22 protein-coding genes are annotated in these 23,084 nt (G+C 32.3%); 8 read left to right on the top strand and 14 right to left on the bottom strand.

Annotated elements, in window-relative coordinates; genetic code table 11:
• Window positions 1-112: 112 nt before the first annotated feature.
• From ACZIYX_RS21735 to ACZIYX_RS21700, 8 genes are all read right to left on the bottom strand, one after another.
• Window positions 113-1,030, bottom strand: coding sequence for a hypothetical protein (locus ACZIYX_RS21735; RefSeq protein WP_462684366.1), 918 nt, complete (start codon window positions 1,028-1,030; stop codon window positions 113-115).
• Window positions 1,031-1,769: 739 nt separating this feature from the next.
• Window positions 1,770-2,543 (bottom strand): TSUP family transporter, encoded by a 774-nt coding sequence (locus tag ACZIYX_RS21730; protein ID WP_462684365.1) that lies wholly within the window; start codon window positions 2,541-2,543, stop codon window positions 1,770-1,772.
• A 71-nt stretch (window positions 2,544-2,614) separates the two neighbouring features.
• The gene (locus tag ACZIYX_RS21725) at window positions 2,615-3,673 is read right to left on the bottom strand and encodes a nucleoid-associated protein (RefSeq protein ID WP_462684364.1); all 1,059 of its coding nucleotides are present in this window, start codon (window positions 3,671-3,673) and stop codon (window positions 2,615-2,617) included.
• Between the two features lie 110 nt (window positions 3,674-3,783).
• Window positions 3,784-4,293 carry an IS1096 element passenger TnpR family protein gene (locus ACZIYX_RS21720; RefSeq protein WP_462684363.1) on the bottom strand — a complete coding sequence of 170 codons (510 nt, stop codon included), beginning with the start codon at window positions 4,291-4,293 and terminating at the stop codon, window positions 3,784-3,786.
• A gap of 43 nt (window positions 4,294-4,336) precedes the next feature.
• A complete protein-coding gene (locus tag ACZIYX_RS21715; protein ID WP_462684362.1) occupies window positions 4,337-5,353 on the bottom strand; it encodes a COX15/CtaA family protein in 1,017 nt (338 codons plus the stop codon).
• Window positions 5,354-5,419: 66 nt separating this feature from the next.
• A complete protein-coding gene (locus tag ACZIYX_RS21710; RefSeq protein WP_462684361.1) occupies window positions 5,420-5,776 on the bottom strand; it encodes a four helix bundle protein in 357 nt (118 codons plus the stop codon).
• Between the two features lie 65 nt (window positions 5,777-5,841).
• On the bottom strand, window positions 5,842-7,266 hold the full coding sequence (locus ACZIYX_RS21705) for a CCA tRNA nucleotidyltransferase (protein ID WP_462684360.1): 1,425 nt from the start codon (window positions 7,264-7,266) through the stop codon (window positions 5,842-5,844).
• Between the two features lie 8 nt (window positions 7,267-7,274).
• Entirely contained in the window at window positions 7,275-7,844 is a 570-nt protein-coding gene (locus ACZIYX_RS21700) for an L-threonylcarbamoyladenylate synthase (RefSeq protein ID WP_462684359.1), read from the bottom strand.
• A gap of 352 nt (window positions 7,845-8,196) precedes the next feature.
• Between ACZIYX_RS21700 and ACZIYX_RS21695 the strand changes: the two genes are divergently transcribed.
• The 3 genes from ACZIYX_RS21695 to ACZIYX_RS21685 all read left to right on the top strand — a co-directional run bounded on the left by ACZIYX_RS21695 (window position 8,197) and on the right by ACZIYX_RS21685 (window position 10,945).
• Window positions 8,197-9,306, top strand: coding sequence for a glycosyltransferase family 4 protein (locus ACZIYX_RS21695; RefSeq protein ID WP_462684358.1), 1,110 nt, complete (start codon window positions 8,197-8,199; stop codon window positions 9,304-9,306).
• Window positions 9,296-10,096: a glycosyltransferase family 2 protein gene (locus tag ACZIYX_RS21690; RefSeq protein WP_462684357.1), complete on the top strand. Its 801-nt coding sequence runs from the start codon at window positions 9,296-9,298 to the stop codon at window positions 10,094-10,096. Before ACZIYX_RS21695 ends, ACZIYX_RS21690 begins: the two co-directional genes overlap by 11 nt.
• 69 nt (window positions 10,097-10,165) lie before the next feature.
• Window positions 10,166-10,945 carry a Kdo domain containing protein gene (locus ACZIYX_RS21685; RefSeq protein WP_462684356.1) on the top strand — a complete coding sequence of 260 codons (780 nt, stop codon included), beginning with the start codon at window positions 10,166-10,168 and terminating at the stop codon, window positions 10,943-10,945.
• 2 nt (window positions 10,946-10,947) lie between these two features.
• Here the strand turns inward: ACZIYX_RS21685 and ACZIYX_RS21680 are convergent, their stop codons facing one another.
• The 4 genes from ACZIYX_RS21680 to ACZIYX_RS21665 all read right to left on the bottom strand — a co-directional run bounded on the left by ACZIYX_RS21680 (window position 10,948) and on the right by ACZIYX_RS21665 (window position 15,935).
• Window positions 10,948-11,727, bottom strand: coding sequence for a glycosyltransferase family 2 protein (locus tag ACZIYX_RS21680; protein ID WP_462684367.1), 780 nt, complete (start codon window positions 11,725-11,727; stop codon window positions 10,948-10,950).
• A gap of 24 nt (window positions 11,728-11,751) precedes the next feature.
• A complete protein-coding gene (locus ACZIYX_RS21675; RefSeq protein WP_462684355.1) occupies window positions 11,752-12,816 on the bottom strand; it encodes a glycosyltransferase family 9 protein in 1,065 nt (354 codons plus the stop codon).
• 3 nt (window positions 12,817-12,819) lie between these two features.
• On the bottom strand, window positions 12,820-14,709 hold the full coding sequence (locus ACZIYX_RS21670) for an LTA synthase family protein (protein WP_462684354.1): 1,890 nt from the start codon (window positions 14,707-14,709) through the stop codon (window positions 12,820-12,822).
• 410 nt (window positions 14,710-15,119) lie between these two features.
• Complete coding sequence (locus ACZIYX_RS21665) at window positions 15,120-15,935, bottom strand: 2,3,4,5-tetrahydropyridine-2,6-dicarboxylate N-succinyltransferase (protein WP_462684353.1); 816 nt, start codon at window positions 15,933-15,935, stop codon at window positions 15,120-15,122.
• A 128-nt stretch (window positions 15,936-16,063) separates the two neighbouring features.
• On the opposite strand from ACZIYX_RS21665, the gene ruvX reads away from it, so the two are divergent.
• The 3 genes from ruvX (at window position 16,064) to ACZIYX_RS21650 (ending at window position 17,699) form a co-directional block, all read left to right on the top strand.
• A complete protein-coding gene (gene ruvX / locus ACZIYX_RS21660; protein ID WP_462684352.1) occupies window positions 16,064-16,474 on the top strand; it encodes a Holliday junction resolvase RuvX in 411 nt (136 codons plus the stop codon).
• Between the two features lie 29 nt (window positions 16,475-16,503).
• Entirely contained in the window at window positions 16,504-17,094 is a 591-nt protein-coding gene (gene def, locus ACZIYX_RS21655) for a peptide deformylase (protein ID WP_462684351.1), read from the top strand.
• Window positions 17,095-17,273: 179 nt separating this feature from the next.
• Window positions 17,274-17,699 carry a DUF5606 family protein gene (locus ACZIYX_RS21650; RefSeq protein ID WP_462684350.1) on the top strand — a complete coding sequence of 142 codons (426 nt, stop codon included), beginning with the start codon at window positions 17,274-17,276 and terminating at the stop codon, window positions 17,697-17,699.
• A gap of 65 nt (window positions 17,700-17,764) precedes the next feature.
• On the opposite strand, the gene ACZIYX_RS21645 is transcribed toward ACZIYX_RS21650, so the two are convergent.
• Entirely contained in the window at window positions 17,765-18,433 is a 669-nt protein-coding gene (locus tag ACZIYX_RS21645; RefSeq protein ID WP_462684349.1) for a hypothetical protein, read from the bottom strand.
• Window positions 18,434-18,858: 425 nt separating this feature from the next.
• Here ACZIYX_RS21645 and ACZIYX_RS21640 point away from each other — a divergent pair, with 425 nt between their 5' ends.
• Together ACZIYX_RS21640 and yidC are read left to right on the top strand one after the other, a co-directional pair.
• Window positions 18,859-20,496, top strand: coding sequence for a CTP synthase (locus ACZIYX_RS21640; RefSeq protein ID WP_462684348.1), 1,638 nt, complete (start codon window positions 18,859-18,861; stop codon window positions 20,494-20,496).
• A gap of 93 nt (window positions 20,497-20,589) precedes the next feature.
• Complete coding sequence (gene yidC, locus ACZIYX_RS21635) at window positions 20,590-22,473, top strand: membrane protein insertase YidC (protein ID WP_462684347.1); 1,884 nt, start codon at window positions 20,590-20,592, stop codon at window positions 22,471-22,473.
• Between the two features lie 270 nt (window positions 22,474-22,743).
• Here the strand turns inward: yidC and ACZIYX_RS21630 are convergent.
• Window positions 22,744-23,084: hypothetical protein (locus ACZIYX_RS21630; RefSeq protein WP_462684346.1), on the bottom strand; the 341-nt coding region annotated here is incomplete at its 5' end.

Here is a 23,084-nt window from a genome sequence, read left to right as displayed (position 1 = left end):
TTACTATTTTAAGTTATGCTAGAAACCCGAAGAGCGATGCAGAACTTTGTTTTTGTCCCTGACCTCGATTTTCGTACTTCCGTCACCCGACTTCTGACCTCCGTCGTCTTACTTATTTTATTTTTTTCTTCAGTAAAATCACTTCTTTTTGAAGCTGCTCTGTTTTCTTATTCTGCTCAATCATGTATAGGGTAAGTTCTTCAATTTTTTGAAGTAGTTTGGCGTTCATTTCCCCTAGTTGAATTCCATTTTTTTCTACTTCTTTAGCAGAAGGGATATCTTTTAAATGCCCTTTATGGATAATGTGATTTTCTACTTCTTGTAAGGTCGGTAAGTTGTACTCTTTTTCGAATACAAAATCTGGCCAAGTATTATATAATGCTACTTTTACTTCTTCTGCTGCTATTTTTCCTTTAACACCAAGTTTGTATCCTTTTGAGTCAATAGTTCCAATGCCTATATTGCCGTTCTTTATAGAAAAAACCTCTTGGTCACTTTCAGCTCTGGTTTTTTGTACAATACTTAATCTTGCTCCTGATTGATCTCCAAGTGTTTTAAAAATATATGCATAGGACGTATTGTTGTTAACGCTTTGGTCGTTAGAATTACCTAGTTTTATTCCACTATTATTTACACTGTTATAATAAACGTCTTTGCTTAAATCCAATTTTTCTGTAGGATTAATGTTTCCAATACCAATATTATGATTTTTTACACTAAATATTTCTTGATCATTTTCTGCCCTAGTTTTTTGTATAATGCTTAATCTTGCTCCCCATTGATCGCCAAGAGTCTTAAAGATATAGCCATAAGATGTATTATTGTTAACGCTCTCCTCATTAGAATTACCTAATTTTATTCCACTATCATTAACATTATTGTAGTATGAATCTTTGCTTAAATCGAGTTTTTCCGTAGGATTCGTAGTTCCAATACCTACATTACCATTCGGCGGATAAACATTTGTCTGTGAAAAATTAATAAAAGAGATAAGCAAAAAGCTTACGAATAGAAATATATTTTTCTTCATCATTAAAAATTAAATAAATATTGATTTTTTTATTGGGTAGGAATTCAAGGGCAAAAATACATAAATACAGAGATTAATTTTAAAAATATTAATAATTTAAAGATTTAATAAATATAGACCCGAAACCCGGCACTATGTTCACCGTTCCCGTAGTTTATTTTATGTCACCAGCTATACAGAAGCTGTTCCCGGTGGTGTAGTATCCCTTCCCGGCAATCAAAAATGCTTCCCGTAGGTATGTTTGTCCTTCCCGTAAGTATAGATACCCTTCCCAGCAATCAAAAATGCTTCCGTAGGTATGTTTACCTTTCCCGTAAGTACAGAGACCCTTCCCGGCGGTTAGTACTACTCTCCCGGCACTATAATACCCTTTCCCGGCACTTAAAAGTATCTTCCTGGCAGCCGGGAGCAAGTATATCAAGGGCAGGGGTACTAAGGTGTCTTTTATAAGGATTGCATAGCAGGTGGAGATGTTCGAAGCTCAGGGTTTATGGTAATACATTGTGGGATGCGGCATTCGAAGACCGGTTATCATCAAATATCTACTAACAGTCGAAAAAAATAAGAATTTACAGTAAGAAAATATACACTTATGTTTAAAAAATGAGTGTTTACTGTAGGGCAAAAGTATATTTCACGTTTACTGACTTCCAGCCTCCGACACCCGACTTCTGACACCCGACTTCTGACACCCGACTTCTGACATCCAACCTCCGACATCCGACACCCGACTTAAACCTTATAAAACCCCAATACCAAGGAGAACCGCAAAAATGATTAATAGAATTCCTACTACTAATTGAATAGTATGTATGGTTACTTTTTTAAGAAACTTATTTCCTAGATACGCTCCTGTAAAAGCCATTATAGTGGCAGTACATAGCATTGGATAATTAAGTTTGTCTTCTAACAAAAAAAGATCTTTTGCATATACAGCCAGTCTGGAAATATCAATAAAACATGCGATAACAACTCCTGTAGCTATAAAAGCTTCTTTGCTAAGTTTTGCTCGTATTAAAAAAGCAGTTCGTAAAGCTCCCTGATGACCAGATAGTCCTCCAAAAAAACCACTAAGTGCACCACCAAGAGGCAGATATTTTATATCAAATTCTAATCGTTTTAATTTTGGGATTAAATCAAAAAGCGAAAAAAAGATAAGTAAAACTGAAATACATATTTTTATTATAGTTATTTCATGCATTTTATTAAAAAGAGAGTAGGTGTATACAGACTCTAAATATGTAAGTTTGGTAAGCGTATAGGCTCCTAAAAAAGCAAATAAAATTGCGGGTAGTCCGAAGCGAAGCACAGTTTGGATGTTTGCTTTTTTGCCAACAAGGGTTAACTTAAAGAGGTTATTAAGTAAGTGTACTATTGCAGTTAAAGCAATTGCAATATCTATAGGGAAAAATAAAGCAAATACAGGAAGTAGTAATGTGCCTAGCCCAAAACCAGAAAAGAAGGTTAATCCTGATCCTAATAAAGCAACAATACCTACCAGAATAAAATCCATTTTTAGAGATTTATTTTAAATACTATTCTAATGCTAGATACAAAAGTTTAGATATATGGTTTCAGGCTATTTTAGCTTTTTTGCTCTTTGTTAAAATATACCAGATAATAATACATCTGTTTCTCTTCGTCCCAGCCTTTTTCTACGAACTTTTCTGCGGATTCAGGATTTATAAAATCCATTTTTATCTGCACATTGGTATCCAGATTTATGACATTTTTAATTTTTTTACGTGCTGCGGTTACTGCATTATTTGCAATAGGAAAAGTAGTAAGGTCTTCTATATGGTATTTTGGTGCTTTTTCTTCTTTATAATGTTTAAATTCTGGTATTAAATCGGGATTATCGATTACATCATTCAAAAAAGCAGATTCTTCAAAAGTATCGTTTTTTGCAAAATGATTCACTGCACGATTCATAAACATTACCTCTTCTTTTTTATCTTCGGCGGGTAGTACAACGTCTTTAGCAAAGTCCTGACAGAATTTCATGTACTTTTTTGTGTAAAAATTTTCATCGGCAAATGCATCTACCCCCAAGAAATGTTCTAACCAATATTTGGTATCGTATCGGTTGGAGTCTACAGAAAGAATCTTGTAACCTTCTTCTTTTTTATGGTTAAAAATTAAACACCCTTTATCTAATTTATTAAGATTTACTCCTTGTTGAATTAATAATTCTATAATAGATTCTTTTTCATCAAATTGTAGGAAATCATGTTTTAATTCTGATTTGAATATCCCAATCGCATCTACCTTTTCATTGTCAATAGTAACATTATCCAAATACGTAACATATAATTCGCCACTTTTGATATGCGGGTGTTGAGATTGCTCATAAAGCAATGAAGCTATTCGTTTGGATTTTTCATGTACAGAAGATGGTTCCTCAAAAATCTCGGTTACAATTTTATATAATGGATTAAATTCTACATCTACTTCGTTTACAAACTGAAAATAATTTTCTTCTTTTTCTCTAAAAGGTTTAAAAAAATACTCTTTTAGTAGAGCAGTTAATTCATCGTTAAGAGTATATGCAGATTCAGACAGGAATATACTTTCGTTTTTGTTTTTATTTCCTATTTTATGAACCGATAAAGATTCTATTTGAGTACTATATAGATTAATCATGTCTTTTGGGTTTCAAAGCTACAAAGTAGCAAAATGTTACAGGTTTTTATTTATTTTAAGACCCGAGTATATTATACTAAAAATAGTGATTTGGTTTTAAGCGGATTATGTTAATTCCAGTTTTCATCAAAACCAAAATCATCATATTCATCCAAATCTACAAAATCTTCTTCTTCGTCAAAATTATCTAAATCATCTGCTTTAAATTCTTTGTCCGGGGCTTCATCAGGTATTTGTCCGTGCGTATACATTACATTTGGATATTCTCTACCAGTTTCATATTCTACTATTTCTGCTAATTCTACCAGGAATGTCCACATATTCAAGAAATCGTAAACGTAAATCAATCTGGGAGAATTTTCATGAGCTACATCTATAAGCGTAGTTTCACTCATTAATCGAACAGGGTCACTACTATCACTCATATCAAACAAGGATATTTCTTCGCCTTGATTCCATTGCTCATCACTTATGTAAAAGGAAGCCATTTCGGTTCCGTCAAATCCAAAAGATTGAGTAATTACATTGTGAAATTGCTCTAAAGTGTCATCTTGTTCAATTTCAATATCTCTAAACACATCCTCTTCGGTGTCCAGTATAACTCTGAAACGGTAAATCATTCTTAACTAATTTGAAAAATGCAAAGATACTATAAAAGGATTGTTATTTGCTAAAACGGTGTAATGAAAAAGTCATTGTGCCAAGAAGAAAGAAAGCAACGACTTGATGGAGTACTCCCAATGTTATAGGTACTCTGTATATTAATGTAAATATGCCAAGTAAAAATTGAATACCAACGATAATCAATAATGTGTTTAATGCATTTTTTTGCGTATTGTTTTTTTTAATTCTTTTGCTTTTTCGCCAGATAATGTAGATAAGTGCAACAACTATATATGCCAAATACCGGTGAACGAACTGAACGCCACTTTTTCCTTCAATAAAATTATTTATAATTGGGGACTGCTCGATGTAAACAGACTCATGGATTAAAGCCCCGTCATTCATTAATGGCCAATGATTGTGTAAAAGACCAGCATCTAATCCTGCAACAAACGCCCCATATATAATTTGAAGTAAAAGTATTGCTAACGTGAACCGAATAAGGTTTCGGAATTTGATGTCTGTTATTTTCTTTTCAGGATATATTAGATCTAATGCAACCCATAAAGTGTATGCAAAAGTTATAAATGCAGCTGTGAGGTGCATTGCAAGTCGATAGTGACTTACATCGGGTCTGTCAATCAATCCGCTTTTTACCATGAACCAACCTAAAAACCCTTGAAAACTACCCAAAAACATCAATACCAAGCATTTTTTTATAGTGGATCCGGTAAGCTGTTTTCGGATTAAAAAATAAGCAAAAGGAATCATAAAAACGACACCTATAAATCTTCCGATAACGCGGTGTAACCACTCCCAGAAATAAATATCTTTAAAATCTTCTAAGGTAAATTGATTATTTATTTTTTGGTATTCAGGATATTGTTTGTATAAATCAAAAGCGGCATTCCATTCTGCTTCATTCATTGGTGGTATTGTTCCTGAAATTAGCTTATAATTGGATATAGATAATCCAGAATGGGTAAGTCTGGTAATACCACCTACAACTACCATTATAAAAATTAACAGACATCCTGTGAGCAACCAGTATATTACACTTTTGTTATCCTTTTTCATTTTTTTTTTTGTTAAGAAGAATCTAAGACATGGGGGGCTTAGAATCTAAGAAAAGTATAATTTTTATTAAGAATCTTTGATTTTTTTGATATAGCTAACTAACATACGCTCAATTTCTCTAGTGTTTTCAAACAAAACATTGAAATTGTTTTCTTGAATAAAAGAAAGGTTCTTTCCTATTTCTAATTGAGTCTGTAATTCAAAAAGTGAACTGATAGCAATATTTAAAAATCTTAAATAATCATTTTTACCTAATCTTCCATAACCTTCAGCGATGTTACTAGGAACTGAAATTGATGCTCTTCTTATTTGAGAAGTTAAGCCATATAATTCTTCTTTAAGAAATGTTTTTGTTTCAAGATATATATTAGTGACCAATTCCATCGATTTTTGCCAAATTATCAGGTTTTTGAATGTACTCATAATTGATTTAGTATTAAATTAAAATTTCAAAAACTATAGTTTTATAGCCTTTGAAATTTAGATTCTTAGCTACTCTTTAGTCCTAGTTCTTCCCCTTTTTTAATCATAAATAAATATGCAGCTCCATGCTCATTAGGTATTTCTCCTTCAAGAATAGCCTCTTTTATGGCTTCTTTTATGATTCCGATTTCTCGGGAAGGCTGGATATTAAATGTTTCCATGATTTCTTCTCCTGTAACCGGGGGTTGAAAATTACGAACCTGATCCCGTTCTTCTACTTCAATCATTTTTTGTCGAACGGCCTTAAAGTTATTATGGTACTTTTTGAAACGTTTAGGATTTTTGGTAGTAATATCTGCTTCACAAAGCGTCATTAGTTCTTCAATGTAATCCCCTGCATCAAATACTAGTCGTCGTACAGCAGAATCCGTGACTTCTGAAGCAATTACTATAGGTCTGGAACTCATTAATACCATTTTTTGTACAAACTTCATTTTTTCATTCAATGGCATTTTTAAGCGCTTAAATAATTTGTACACCATTTTGGATCCTACAAATTCATGCCCATGAAAAGTCCAACCAGCTTTTTTGTTAAACCGCTTTGTAGGGGCTTTGCCAATATCATGTAATAATGCAGCCCATCGTAACCAAAGATCATCGGTATTTTCAGAAATGTTATCTACCACTTCCAGGGTGTGATAAAAATTATCTTTATGTCTTTGCCCTTCTACTTCATCAATTCCTTTAAGAGCAATAAGTTCGGGTAAAATAAAACCTAAAAGCCCTGTTTGTTCCAGTAATTTAAAGCCAACGGAAGGTTTTGTGCTTAAAAGAATTTTATTTAGCTCATCAACAATTCGTTCTTTGGTGATGATTTTGATTCGATCTTTATTACTGGTAATCGCTTTTAATGAGGCAGATTCTATTTTAAAATTAAGTTGTGTGGCAAAACGAATTGCTCTCATCATTCTTAAAGGATCATCAGAATAAGTGATATCCGGATCCAGAGGAGTGCGAATTATTTTTGATTTTAGATCTTCCAGTCCCCCAAAAGGGTCTAAAATATCTCCAAAATTTTGATTGGATAATCGCAATGCAAGAGCATTAATTGTAAAATCCCGCCTGTTTTGATCGTCTTCCAAAGTTCCGTTTTCTACTTTGGGGTTTCGGCTATCTTCAGTATAAGACTCTTTTCTGGCACCAACAAACTCTACTTCAATATCATCAAATTTTAGCATTGCAGTACCATAGGTTTTAAAAACCTGTATTTTTGGATTACCAGGCAAAAGTTTAGAAACCTCTTGTGCCAGTTCTATCCCGCTTCCTACTGCTACAATATCAATATCTTTGGCAATCCCTCTTTGCAAAATATAATCTCTTACAAATCCGCCAATAACGTAACTGTCTGTGTGTATGTTTTCTGAAGCTTTTGTGATTGTATTAAAAATTGGATAATCTAATGCTTCTTTGTAGTTTTTAACTTCCGACATGAATCAATTTACTTCCTGATAATTTTTACAGTACTATCCCCGCCAATTTTGATAATAGAAGAAGGTTTAGTCCCTTTGTTTTGTAAAGGCAAATTTACGATATAGTCTACGCCTTCCAAAATAGCTTTTGATATTTCTTCAAAGTTTTTTGGGGTAGCAGCAGTGCTAATATTTGCTGATGTAGAAACGATTGGGCGTTTTAATTTTTTGATTAATTTACTGCAAAAAGGATCTCTAACTACTCTTATACCTAGTGTGTTGTCATTGGCTATTACGTTTTCTGCAACCCGTAATGGTCTGTCATATATAATAGTTGTAGGATTGGTTGCATATTTTAAAATATCATAAGCAACTTCCGGTATTTCTTCTACATATTGTTGTAACATTTTAAAATCACTCACTAAACATATCATCGATTTACTCTCTTTGCGGTTTTTGAGCGCGAATATTTTGTCAATAGCCTCAGCATTAGTGGCATCGCAACCAATACCCCAAATTGTATCTGTAGGGTAGAGGATGATTCCTCCTCTTTTTAATACAGTAAGTGCTTTTTCTAATTCTATTTGTTGATCAACCATTTAAATAATTATTATAAAAAAGCAAAAATACAAAAGAAGCTTGGTTTTGACCTTTACATTGATATGTAAATAAAATATAATAAGAAAAAGGTTATGGATTGCTGATAAACAAGTTGTTTTAAACAAGGTTATGGATATTCATACAAAGGACTCTTTTAGGGCTTGATCCGTATTGAAGAGTTTAATTCTCCGAAGCTTGTTTTGAAATAAAGGAGAAAGTTTCTGCTGAGGGCTTGCCCCGGGGTATTTGACTAACAAATTAAGACGAGATGATTATTGGTTTTGATTTCTAAAAATCCTTCATTTAATTATTAATTACTATATATTTGCTTATAAATTATTTATCTTTTTTATGAAAGTTTTACATGTCTCTGGAGCTAATAGTTGGGGAGGGAACGAAAGACAGTTAGTCGATTCTACGTATGATTTAGAAAGATTGGGGGTAGAGAATATAGTATTTTGTTTTAAAGGCTCTCCACTTGAGGAGTGTCTTGCAAATCAAGGTATTAGTTATGTTAGTGTGCCAAAAAGAAAATCTTATTCTTTTGCATTATTAAAGCTTTTGAAAAATGCGGTTGATGAAAATGATATAGATTTAATTCATATACATACAAGTAATTCTGTAACGACTTGTGTATTGGCGGATCTTATATATAAATTAAAAAGGCCTATAGTTTTTTCAAAAAAAGGAATAAGTACAACAAAAAGAGGGTTAAGTTTATATAAGTATAATTATAAAAATATAAAGAGTGTTATTTGTGTGTCGAAAGCGGTAAAGGAATCGTTTAAAGATACTCTCAAGCCAAAAAACCACCATAAATTAAAAGTTATTTATGATGGGATTAGATTAGAAAGAGCAGAAAATAAAGCTGCTTTAGATATTAGAAAAGAATATAATATCAAAAGTGAAATTTTTGTTATTGGTAATATTGCCAATCATACCAGGGCAAAAGATTTAAAGACTTATGTAAAAACAATTAATCATTTGGTGAATGTTTTAGGGGTTAAAAATGTGTTTTTCTTTCAAATAGGAGATTTTTCAAAATATACGGAAGAGTTTATGTCTCTGGTCGAAGAATATAAATTAAAGAATTATATTCATTTTGCAGGATTTGTAGAAAATGCGATGGATGTTTTGACTCAGTTTGATGTATATTTTATGTCTTCTGAGCGGGAAGGGTTACCAATTACAATTTATGAAGCCTTTTATAAAAAAATCCCTGTTGTCTCTACAAAAGCAGGAGGTATTCCTGAAGCTATTACAGATGGCGAAACTGGTTTTTTAAATGATGTAGGGGATTTTGAAGGACTGGCAAATAACCTTAAAACACTTCTGTCAGATGATTCTAAGAAAGAAATTTTTGCAGAAAGATCATATACCATTCTTATGGAAAGGTTTACTTCCAGACAGTTAGCAAAAAATACTTTAGATTTATATAAAGAAGTAATTAATGAACGTTAACATCGCATTAATAATAACTACTTATAATTGGGTAGAAGCACTAGAGTTGGTTTTGATGAGTATCAAACAACAAAAAGTATTGCCTTTTGAAGTCTTGATAGCAGATGATGGATCTACTGAAGATACTAAACAGTTAATAGAAAAAATCAAACAAGATTTTCCTGTTCCATTATATCATATTTGGCATGAAGATGAAGGGTTTAGAAAAACCAGAATATTAAACTTAGCTATCTCTAAAACAAAATCAGATTATATTATTCAATTAGACGGGGATTGTATTGTTCACAAATACTTTGTATCGGATCATCTTAGGGGTATTGAGAAAAACACATACCTATATGGTTCAAGGGTTAATATTCAAGAGGTTTTTTTGAAAACATTGTTTGGTGAAAAGAAAATAAATTTTTCTCTTTTTACTAAAGGAATTAAAAAACGAGGAAGGAATATTCATTTACCCTTTTTAGGAAAAGTTTTATATGGTAAACAAAATACACTGTCCAAAAAGTTAAGAGGGTGTAACTTATCTTATTGGAAATCTGATTTTATATCGATAAACGGATATAACGAAGATATGACAGGATGGGGGAGAGAAGACTCTGAATTAGTTGCAAGATTAATAAACAAGGGAGTCAAAGGCAAGCGTTTAAAGTTTATGGCGATTATTTATCATATCTGGCATAAAGAAAGCTCAAAGCACAAGTTGAATATTAATGATGCTATACAAGAAAAGGCTATTAAAAATAAAAGTGTTTGGTGTGAAAATGGTATAAATAAGTATATAAGGGTATAGTTTATTTTAAAATTAGTATTCTGAGACTTAAATATAATCAAAACACACCTTTCCTGTTACTAAGATAAAATGCAAAATAAGTTTATTATACATACAGATTATACATCTGTCAAAACTCAGGTAAAAGAAACTATAGCCAATTTTGATGTATATCAGGATACTCTGGGAGATGCAGAGCGAAATGTTATAAAAATTGTAAAAATAGAAGATAAAAAATATACTATTAAGTCCTTTAAAATTCCCAATCTTATAAATCAAATTGCATATCGTTTTTTTAGAAAATCAAAAGCAGAGCGATCTTATAATTATGCAAATAAGTTATTGGAACTAGGAATTAAAACACCATTTCCATTAGCTTATGATCTTTATACAACACCTTTTTTGTTCAAAAAAAGTTATTATGTTAGTGAGTTACTAGAGTATAATCTTACATATAGAGAACTGGTGCATCAACCGGATTATCCGGATCATGAAATAATATTAAGGGCTTTTACAAGGTTTACTTATGATTTACATCAAAAGGGAGTACTTTTTTTGGATCACTCCCCAGGAAATACATTGATCGTAAAAACCGATTATGGATATGATTTTTATTTGGTGGACCTTAACAGAATGGAGTTTAAAGAACTGGATTTGGATGCAAGGATTCGTAACTTTTCGAGGCTAACTCCCAAAAAAGAAATGGTGGCAGTTATGTCTGATGAGTATGCTAAATTAACAGGAGAGGACGAATCTTTGATTTATCAAAAGATGTGGGCACTCACAGAGGCATTTCAAAAAAAATACCACGGTAAAATAGCTATGAAAAAGAAAATATTTTTTTGGAAGAAAAAATATAGAAATTCTTAGTTTTATTTTCTGTTTCTGCGATATAACCACAGCTTTACATATCTCATAAAAACAGCATATCCTTGTACATAGCCTATGACCAAACCGGGAACACCATCCCTAAAACCACTTTGTATGATATAATGTTTGAAAAATCCCCAAAAAGGCTTGATTATAAAATGAAAAGGAGTTAGGCGGTTGGTTTTTTTGTCATAATCTTCTGCTTGCCATGTAGCATACCTGTTTAGTTTATGGATATAAGCATCAAAAGTAGTATAAGTATTGTGATAAAACTTACTTTTTAGCATTCCAATTTTTCCTTGGGCAACAATCTCTTCATGCACATGTCTGTTGTCATATTTACATTTGTCCCTATGAAATAGGCGAATGACTTTATCGTTTCTCCATCCACTATAATGAATACGTTCTCCCATAAAATGATTCATTCGTTTTATCCAATATGCAACAAAACCATCTTTTTCAGGGGCTTTTAAAATCTCCAGAACTTCATTTTTAAGTTCGGGAGTAACCCTTTCATCTGCATCAACCAATAATATCCATTGATGTGTTGCCTGAGGAATAGCCCAGTTTTTTTGGGTAGACGGATAATCAAATTTTCTTTGGATAATAAAATCAGTATACTCTTTTGCAATTTCTACAGTTCTGTCTGTGCTATAAGAATCCACAACCATTATCTCATCAGCAAAAGAAACAGATTCTAAGACCTCTTTAATATTATGTTCTTCGTTAAAGCAAGGAATAATAGCCGTAACTTTTTCTCTATGTGAAGTGGTTTTTTCTATGATGATTTAATTTTAAAGTGCAAATTACAAGTTTTTACTCAAAAAAACAGACAATTGATTAATGAATAATTCAGGTTTTAAAAAAAGGTAAAGCTCTAAAGATTTATTTTTAAGTTCTTTCGTTTTTTTCTGTAAAAATAATTCAGGTAAATAATCGGATAAATGAACAGATACGTGTGTTTCCCCATCTTCAAACATATTCCAATCTTTTTTATGTATCCATGGTGAGAAAATAGTAAAAGTAGGTATATTTAGAGCTTTTCCCATGTTTATAGCACCACCTTCATTACCAACTAAAGCATTACAGTGAAATAATATAGCAAGAAAACCCCGTAAGCTTTTTGCAAATACATCCAGGTGAATATATTTTTTTGTTTTGTAATTTGTTAAGTTATAAATAGTGCGAGCATCATTTTCCTGATCTGGCATATAATTAAAAAGAATATATGCCCCTGTGTCATTAGCAATAGTATCTATTACTTTTGCCATATATTCAAAAGGTAATGTTTTTCTTGATTCGCTTCCCAAAACACTAATCATTATTATAGGAGCGGTTGCCAAAATACCATTAGATTCTAAAAACTCTTTGGCTTTTTCCTTTTCTTCTTTAGTTAGAAATATTTTAGGTTTGGTTATTTCTGACACTATGCTGTCCTCAGGAAAAACTAGCCGTAACCTGTTTTCTATCGCAATACTGGCATTTGTTATGGGAATAGAACTTCTTTTGATAGTTTTGGTATATAAAAACTGAGTATACCATTTATAGAAAGATACTTTTGTTGAGGCACCAGAAAACAAAGTAATAAGGTTACTTTCTAATTTTCCGTATACATCGATTACATGATCATATTCAGACCTGCGTAATTGCTTTAAAAAAGTAAAAAACTCTTTTTTACTACTTTTATGCTTTTTTTTAAACTCTATAATGTTATCAAAAAATGGATTTTCTGCAATAACAGGTCTTGTATTGGAATTAACCAGGAAATCAATAGTAGCATCGGGGTGTATTTTTCTTAATGCTTCGCAAATAATAGTACTTGTAAGCACATCGCCGATCATTTTTTGTTGAATAACCAAGATTTTAGCCATATATTACTCAGGAGTTAATTTGTTGTTGATGACCCTAGTATTAAAGGTTTGGATATAAGCTTTAGCTTCTTTTTCTATGTTTTGTAACTCTTTACTGTTATTGTTATTGTGTGTGAGATTTTTTATTTGCATCCTGTCTTGAACCCAATTATAAAAACCAATAGTTTTTGTTCCGTCAAAGATTAGATAATATTCATTTTTAACAAAATGATATACTCCGCTTTGGTAAAAAGCAATGATCCTGTCGTTTTTTGAAAGTTCATTTCCAAAAGTAAGAATTGTTCCTTTATAGTTAAGATATTCTAAGATGCTGGGAAGGATATCTATTTGTTGAAAATTTTTATAGTTTACTCCTTTTAAATTAGGGTTTGAAGGGTCAAAAAATAAAATTGGAATAGAAAATTTTCCGAGTTTTGTTTTGTAAAACCCGGTTCCGGCAGATGAACAGTGATCTGCTGATAAAACAAATAAAGTATTGTTGTACCATTTTTGTTTTTTTGCATATTCAAAAAACTTTTTAAGCGAGTAATCAGTATACCCTATGCTTTCATGTATTTTTTCAGTTCCTTTTGGGAATTTTTCTCTATGTTTTTCAGGAATAATATAGGGGTTGTGAGAAGATATGGTAAATAAGGTAGAAAAAAATGGCTCTTTAAAAGTGTTTAATTTTTCACCAAAAAATTGTAGAAATTCTTCATCAAAAATACCCCAACGCCCATCTTCACCACCGGGGTACGGATATTCATTTTTTCCAAAATAATCTTCAAAACCGGCAATCTTGGCGTATTGGTCAAAATTTTGACTACCATTAAAAGCACCATGAAAAAAGGAAGTGTAATATCCCTCTTTTTTAAGGAGAGCAGGCAAGCTATTGGTTTTGTTAAAAGCATAAGTAGAGTGAATAAAATTACCCTCCATCAGGCTAGGAATACTTGATAATATAGAAGGAACAGCATCTATAGATAATCTTCCGTTGGCAAACGCATTTTTGAAATATAAAGATTGTGTTATTAAAGAATCTAAAAAAGGGGTGTATCCTAAGCCATTATTGTCAAAGCCAATATTTTCGTCTCCAAAACTTTCTAAAATAAGGATTATTACATTTTTTTTAATACTGGTTGTGTCCGGATTGAATGTTTTGATCGGATTGAAAAAAAGCGGAAGATCTTTTTCTTTATAATAAGTAAGATTGGTGAGGTCTCCTTTTTTTACCAAAGTTTTTAAAATACAAAAAGGAGTGTTCAAAACCAATGATACGTTATGTATTCCTACATGATTTATTGCATGAATTCTACGTAAAGGCTTTTCTTGTATTCCTCCTCTTGCTCCTAGAAAGCTTAAGCCCAGAATAAAAAGAAGCATTCCTGTTTGAATGATATAATCTTTTTTTGTTTGTTGATTTGGTTTAACAGTTCCTTTTATTTTTGGGATAGATTTCCAGAATAAAATTAATAATAAGGTTAAAAGCAAAGGGATGTGCCAAAACTCTAATATAAAAGAATATAATAATGCAGGGATTTCTTGTTCCATTCCTTTTGCTGTTATCATGCTAAAAGAACTACGTCTTCCTGTGAATTTAAAATATTCAATATCAATAAAATTAGTAGATAAAAATATTGCATTGATGATAAAGAAAAGGATTTTTATTGTTTTTAGGTATAAAGAGTTGTATTTAAAAGTCCCGGGTATTGAGAGTGCTATTATAATTAAAAAATTGCTATATAAAATAGCCGAAAGATCAAAACGGGATCCATATAAAAAATCTAAGTAATTAACTTTACTAAAATGATTATTGTTGAAAATATAAAATAGAATCCTGCTTATTTGATAGAGAACTAAAACCAGTGCTAATTTTTTAAATAATAGAACAAGAAAAGGATTGTTTGTTTTCAAAAATAATAATAGTTTATTCGTTGCATTAATATAGTAACTTGTTTTGTAAAAAAAATAAATGCGAGTTAGAGTATTTTTTGATATTGAAACGGTTAAAATCCTTACTTTTTTCTAACCCTCTAAGCTTTATATAATCAAACCCTGCATTGGAGCAAGAGATTCTTTTGATATATAATACTGTAACTAACTCTAATTGTGCTTCAATATAGTAAGTCGTTATGACTCACAACTTCCAGGTTCTGATATATAAGGAAAAAGCCCTTGTATTTGTATAAGATACAAGGTGTCGTTCAACTCAAAAAAGTTTAAACCACTTCAATTTGATTTTCTATACAAGATAATAAAAAACAATATCTTGTATAGAAAATTTTTCACCTCTGTATAAGTACCTCCACGCAAGGTTTGGTTTTTTATACAGCTACATCATATTCTCGAAGCGCATCATTAAGAGACGTCTTCTTATCAGTACTTTCTTTGCGCTTACCTATTATTAATGCACAAGGAACGTTGTATTCACCAGCATTAAATTTTTTAGTGTAACTCCCCGGGATAACAACAGATCCGGCAGGAACCACTCCTTTTCTTTCTATAGGAGAGTCTCCTGTTACATCAATAATTTTTGTAGAAGCAGTAAGTACTACATTAGCCCCAAGAACAGCCTCTTTTTCTACTCGTACACCTTCAACTACAATACATCGGGATCCAATAAAAGCATTATCTTCTATAATTACAGGAGCCGCTTGTAGTGGTTCTAATACGCCACCAATTCCAACACCTCCGCTTAAATGAACATTTTTTCCTATTTGTGCACAGCTACCAACGGTTGCCCATGTGTCTACCATTGTTCCTTGATCTACATAAGCCCCAATATTTACATAGCTAGGCATTAATATAGTGCCAGGGGAGATATATGCACCATGTCTGGCAACAGCATTTGGAACAACACGAATACCCTTAGCTTCATACCCTCTTTTTAAAGGTATTTTATCATGGTATTCAAATATACCAGCTTCCAGAGTTTCCATTTTTTGGATAGGAAAGTATAAAACAACCCCTTTTTTTACCCATTCATTTACTTGCCAGCCACTCTGAACAGGTTCTGCTACTCTAAGTTTACCAGAATCTAATAAGCTAATAACTTCACGTATAGCTTCTTGGGTAGAAGTTTCTTTTAAAAGTTCCCTGTTTTCCCAGGCTTTCTCTATGATTTCTTTTAGTTGGTTCATGGACTTTAAATTTTTTGGTAAAGATAATAGCTTCCTTTTAAAATCATACGGATAAACCATATTTTAGGAAACCATTAATAAATACAGTGATTTTTGTAATAATATTATATTTTTGCAAAAAAAAAAGCATGGCACGTATTTTGGCAATTGATTATGGGGGGAAACGCTGTGGGATAGCAATTACAGACGAATCTAAAATAATCGCTTCGGGGTTAACCACTGTAGATACAAAAAACCTGTTATCTTGGTTAAAAGATTATGTGTCTAATGAAGAAGTGGAGGTTTTTGTAGTAGGAGAGCCTAAAAGGTTACATGGTGAAGCCTCGGAAAGTGAAAAACTGATTCAACCTTTTTTATTAAAACTGGCAGATAGTTTTCCAGATATTCCTGTAAAAAGAATAGACGAGCGTTTTACTTCCAAAATAGCTTTTGATACAATGCTTGCTAGCGGGATTTCAAAAAAGAAACGTAGAGATAAAGCACTGGTAGATCAGATTAGCGCAACAATTATATTGCAGGATTATCTGTATAATCAATGAGTAATAAAAAGAAATAAGAAAAATAAAATATGATACTTCCAATCGTAGCATACGGAGATCCTGTATTGAAAAAAAAGGCTAAAGAAATAGATAAAGATTATCCAAATCTGTCAGGGCTTTTAGAAAATATGTTCGAAACTATGTATAATGCTCATGGAGTTGGGTTGGCAGCCCCTCAAATCGGACTTTCAATCAGGTTGTTTCTTGTAGATGCAGAACCTTTTTCTGAAGATGAAGAATTATCTGAAGAAGAAGCAAAAGAGTTAAAAGACTTTAAAAAAGTGTTTATAAATGCAACCATCCTTGAAGAAACAGGAGAAGAGTGGGTTTTTACAGAAGGGTGTTTGAGTATTCCGGACATTCGGGAAGATGTTTTTCGTAAAGAGAGAATCAAAATAAATTACTTTGACGAAAATTTTGTAGAACATACAGAGATTTATGATGGATTGGCAGCAAGAGTAATTCAACACGAATACGATCATATTGAAGGAATTTTATTTACCGATAAGTTGTCAAGTCTTAAAAAACGCTTAATCAAAGGGAAACTAGCTAATATTTCTAAAGGTAAAATTAATTCGGAATACCGTATGCGTTTTCCTTCTGTGAAAAAAGGAAGATGATTTTCAGGTCACTTTTAACATTTATGTTGGCTACTGTTTGATTTTTTAAAAAGAACTACAGATATTTGCCAACTTTAGAAAATAATAAGAGATGTATAGATAATTTTAGTTTGTATAAGTTGTTTATAGTTAGGTTTCTATGTCGTCTTCAAAAAAGATTATATCATAAATAAAAATATATGAGTTTAGATAAAATATTAGCAATTTCGGGTAAACCTGGTCTATATGAGTTAAAAACACAAACCAGAAGTGGTTTTTTGGCAGAATCTTTAATAGATGGCAAGAGGTTGTCTGTAAGTATACGACACAATGTAAGTGTGTTAAGTGAAATTGCAATTTATACCCTTACAGAAGAGGTGCCATTAAGAGAAATCTTTAAAAAGATATATGAAAAAGAAAACGGAGAGCAAACCATAAGTCATAAGGAATCCAAAAATAAATTAGAAGAATACTTTGCTGAGGTATTACCAGATTATGATGAGGAAAGAGTATATTCCAGCGATATGAAAAAGGTTATACAGTGGTATAATATTTTGCAATCCAAAGGATTGACAGACTTTTCTGAACCTGAAAAAACTGATAAAGCAGATCAGGAAGAAGAATAGCTTCCGGGTTATTGTAAACGATTGTAAACCTGTATACCGTCATTAACAGTGTACAGGTTTTTTTGTTATTTTTTAAAAGGACTGAAACACACCCTAAATCCAATTCCAAGCGTTGGAGTAGAGACATCAATATTGGGGGTATCGGGAAAGTTAAATTTATCGTTAAGTTGCATGGTTGTGTACTTTATAAAAAAGGCTAAAGATATTTTTTCGGATTCGAACGGATACCCTTCCAACCCTACAGATAGTGTAAAAAAGGAAAGATAACTATTGTTCTCTTTTGAGGTTGCACGATAATGATCCTCTGTGTTTGATAAAGAGAGATCATCCCTTTTTACGGTTAGGTTTCCTGTTAAAAATTTGGGTTGTATAACCCACCATAAATCATCACTATTTTTTCCGATAGTGATTTTTGGACTTAAGGTTAATAGTTGCGCTCTGTATGTTGTCTTTAATATACTTTTTGTGGCAAGGTTAGGAGCTAAAGGATCAATAGTTGTAATTTCCTCAAGTCCACCAAAAGAGTAGCTAAAGCCAACTTCCGGAGATATCCAAAAATTAGTTAAGAAACCGATTCCTATCTCACCATCAAAAAAGCTGTTTTCCTGAAAAAGGGTATGCCTGTAGCCCGATATTTCAGCAAATAGATGAGTATGTTGTAGTTGTGCCCTGCTGGTTTGAACCATGAGTATAATACATGGCAACATGCAGAGTGTTATAATGCGATTTTTCATAGTAGAGTTGTTTAAATAGTTACGCACAGAGGTCTTTTTTCTTTTTTAGTTAGTCCTTTGTTTTTTTCTGCAATCAGAAACATAACATTTAACAGGGAGCAAAAATAATATAATATTAAGTAAGTGTCATAAATAGCAAATGTGTTACTCTGAAAAAAGGTTTTTTGATTTTATTTTAGGATTTCGTTTTCTTTAGAACCGTTTTAATAAGTACCTGCTTCATGTAAAAAAAATCTTAAAAACGAATGACTTAGTAGTTTCAAAACACTATGGTTTTGACCGTATTCTTATACCGCAAATAGCTCAAATGGGTCAAGTCTTTATTCTGAGGTATGTATTTAGTTTTTCAGAAGTATTCGTTGTTATACTTTTCTTCGTACTTTTGCGCAAAATTTTAATACAATCTTACTAAATATTTAGTTTTCATGGCTAATACCAAATATGTTTTTGTAACCGGAGGTGTATCTTCTTCTTTAGGAAAAGGAATTATAGCAGCCTCTCTGGCTAAATTATTGCAGGCAAGAGGATACAGGGTTACAATTCAGAAATTGGATCCTTATATAAATGTAGATCCCGGAACGTTAAACCCTTATGAGCATGGAGAATGTTATGTGACCGATGATGGAGCAGAAACAGATCTGGATCTTGGGCATTATGAGCGGTTTTTAAACATTCCAACTTCTCAAGCAAATAATGTTACTACTGGTAGAATTTATCAAAGTGTTATAGAAAAAGAACGACGAGGAGAGTTTTTAGGAAAAACAGTTCAGGTAGTGCCACACATAACCAACGAGATTAAAGAAAGAATCCAGATTTTGGGAAAAAGCGGAAACTACGATATTGTTATTACAGAAATAGGGGGTACTGTTGGGGATATAGAATCCCTGCCCTATATAGAAGCAGTTCGCCAGTTAAAATGGGAATTGGGCGATACCAACGCCCTGGTTATTCATTTAACGTTGATACCTTACCTTTCTGCGGCAGGAGAATTAAAAACAAAACCCACACAACACAGTGTAAAAACCTTAATGGAAAGCGGGATCAAAGCAGATATTTTGGTCTGTAGAACAGAACACGAATTATCTGAGGATTTACGCAGAAAATTAGCGCTTTTTTGTAATGTTAAGCCAGAAGCAGTAATACAATCTATAGACGCATCCACAATTTATGATGTCCCTAATTTAATGTTAGAAGAAGGATTGGATAAAGTGGTATTAAGGCAATTGGTCTTGCAGGATGATGATGAACCGGATTTGGTTAAATGGAATAGCTTTTTGGAAAGACATAAAAATCCTAAATGCCAGGTAACAATAGGACTTATAGGTAAATATGTAGAATTGCAGGATTCCTATAAATCCATTTTAGAAGCATTTATACATGCAGGAGCAGAAAATGAAGTAAAAGTAAATGTAGTAAGTATTCATTCAGAGTATATCGATGAAGACACTATACAGAAAAAAATAGCACACCTTGATGGAGTATTGGTGGCTCCGGGATTTGGAGAACGAGGTACAGAAGGAAAAATAAAAGCAGTACAATATGCAAGAGAAAATAAATTACCTTTTTTTGGTATTTGTTTAGGAATGCAAATGGCGGTTATCGAATACTCTCGTAATATATTGAAAATAAAAGAAGCAACCTCTGTAGAAGTAGACGAAAATACACCTCAACCTGTTATTAGCTTAATGGAGGAACAGAAAAATGTTACAGATATGGGAGGAACAATGCGATTAGGCTCCTGGGATTGTGAATTAGTTGAAAACAGTAAAGCGTTTGATGCTTATGGAATATCTTCAATAACAGAACGCCATCGTCATCGTTATGAATATAATAATGACTATAAAGAACAATTAGAAGCAGCAGGACTTAAAACAACAGGGATTAACCCTAAAACAGGTTTGGTTGAGATTGTAGAAATTTCAGAACACCCTTGGTTTGTAGGAGTACAATATCACCCTGAATATAAGAGTACAGTTGCAAACCCTCACCCTCTGTTTATAGCTTTTGTAAAGGCTTCAGTAGAATATTCGAAGAATAAAAAAAATGCCAAAGTGTCACAGTAATATGGATTGGCTAGATAATTGAAATTATAAAGCAACAATATATAATCATGAAAGCCTTTTTAAATATGATAAAGGCTTTTTATACATTAATACATGGAAGAAAAGAAATTTGATCTCAATTCGATAATTGGATTTGCACTTATTTTTGGAATCATAGTTTGGATGTTTTATCTAAACCAACCTACCCCAGAAGAAATAGAGGCCGAAAAAGCAAAAAAAGAGCAAGTAGAATCAGAGAAAAAACCTAATACCGAAAATAGTAAGGATTTTGTAACAGAAAGTGAAGCTATTGTAGTTAATCCAAAAGACTCTGTAGCATTGGATAATGCTAAATCTCAATTAGGAGCATTCGCATATTCTGCTAGCTTACCTTCTGCAAGAGAGGAATTTACAAAAATTGAAAACGAAGTTTTAAGCCTGAAAATAAATAACAGAGGAGGTTATATATCGGAAGCATTGTTGAAAAATTTTAAAACTTATGATTCTGTACCCGTTTATCTAATCAAAGATGGCAAAAATGCTTCTTTCAATATTAATTTTGGAACAACCGATAATAGGATTTTAAATACAAAAGATTTATTTTTTGAACCTTCGGTTTCTAAAAACGGAGAGAATACAGTTTTATCTATGAAACTTAAAGTCTCGGATTCTAAATTTTTAGAATATCGCTATGAGCTTAAACCTAACGAATATATGGTGGATTTTGCCATTAAATCTCAAGGATTGCAACAAGTATTCAATAATAGCCAGACTATTAATCTGGATTGGAAACTTCAGGGCATTAGACATGCAAAGAGCGCTTCTTATGAAAACCGCTATACAGATATTCATTATGAGTACGAAGGTGATAAGGATGGTTTTTCCGGGCAAGGAGAATTTACAGATGATGAAGAAGAACAAGTAAGTTGGATAGGGTTTAAACAACATTTCTTTACTTCGGTATTACTTACCGATACCCCGTTTAAGAAAGCCTCTTTTACCTCAAAAAACATAGCAGGTAATACCGATTTAGAAGATAAAGATATAAAAGTAACAAAAGAGTTTTCGGCTATAATGCCTTTAGAGTTAAAAGCAGGAGAACTTAATTATACTATGGATTGGTATTACGGTCCTACAGATTATAACATATTGAATGGATATGATCGTAATTTGGATGAGATTGTACCGTTAGGTTGGGGGATTTTTGGGATTATAAACAGGTATTTGTTTATCCCGTTCTTTGGTTTTTTAAGTGGTTTCTTACCTTATGGTATTGCAATTGTGGTTATGACTATTATTGTGCGTATTGTATTGTCTCCGGTTACTTATAAATCCTATCTGTCGCAGGCAAAAATGAAAGTTTTACGCCCCGAAATTACAGAAATCAACGAAAAACATAAAGACAATGCAATGAAGAGGCAACAAGAAACAATGGCTCTTTACGGCAAAGCAGGGGTAAACCCTATGAGTGGATGCTTGCCTGCATTAATGCAAATCCCGGTCTTTTATGCACTATTTAACTTCTTTCCAAGTGCGTTTCAATTGCGACAAAAAAGTTTTTTATGGGCAGATGATTTATCTAGTTACGATACTATAGCAGAGTTGCCCTTTACCATACCTTTTTATGGAGATCATATTAGTTTGTTTCCAATATTGGCATCGATAGCAATATTTATATATATGATGATGACTACAGGACAAACAATGCAAACGCAACAACCAGGAATGCCTAACATGAAATTTATCATGTATCTGTCTCCATTAATGATGTTGTTTTTCTTTAATAATTATGCAAGTGGATTATCTCTGTATTATTTTATTTCGAACCTTATTACTATAGGGATAATGTTAGTGATTAAAAATGTTATTATCGATGAGGATAAAATCCATGCTAAAATTCAGGAAAATAAAAAGAAACCTAAAAAGCAAGGTAAGTTTCAGACTAAGATGAAAGAATTAATGGAGCAAGCTGAACAACAAAAAGGAAAAAAGAAATAATTTTATGTAATTATACCAGAATTGAATATTAAACCCTAAAAAAGGATGTTTGAATCCAAACATCCTTTTTTAGGGTTTAATTGTAACATAGGTGTATCACAAATTTTACTTGTTGCGTATTTGGGCGCGACATAAGGAGTAGGCTTTTCATTGCAATTCGCCAAAAGAGGTTCAGGCTGTGGAGATTTCTACTGCAATCCCTCGCGCAAAACATTCGGGCCTGCTATTATTTTAGTACAAAAGCGAAATTTATCATACACCCTTATGACATTATATTACGCCTCCACTATTGTCAAAAGTAACAACAGATCCTGCACTAAACCATATACTTGAAGTAGAACCAGAAGGTTTTAATAAAGTATTACTTCTTAGTGTTCCAGTTCTTACTTTTCCAGCTTGTCCTGTAGCAAAAATAATTTTTGTTCCTGCTTTAAACCATATACTTGAAGTAGAACCAGAAGGTCTTAATAAAGTATCACTTCTTAGTGTTCCCGTTTTTACTTTTCCAGCTTGTCCAGTTTCAAAAGTTATGACTGTTTCTGCTTTAAACCATATGCTTGAAGTAGAACCAGAAGGTCTTAATAAAGTATCACTTCTTAGTGTTCCCGTTT

Source organism: Aquimarina sp. (assembly GCF_977115655.1).
This window is presented reverse-complemented; position numbering and strand designations above follow the sequence as displayed.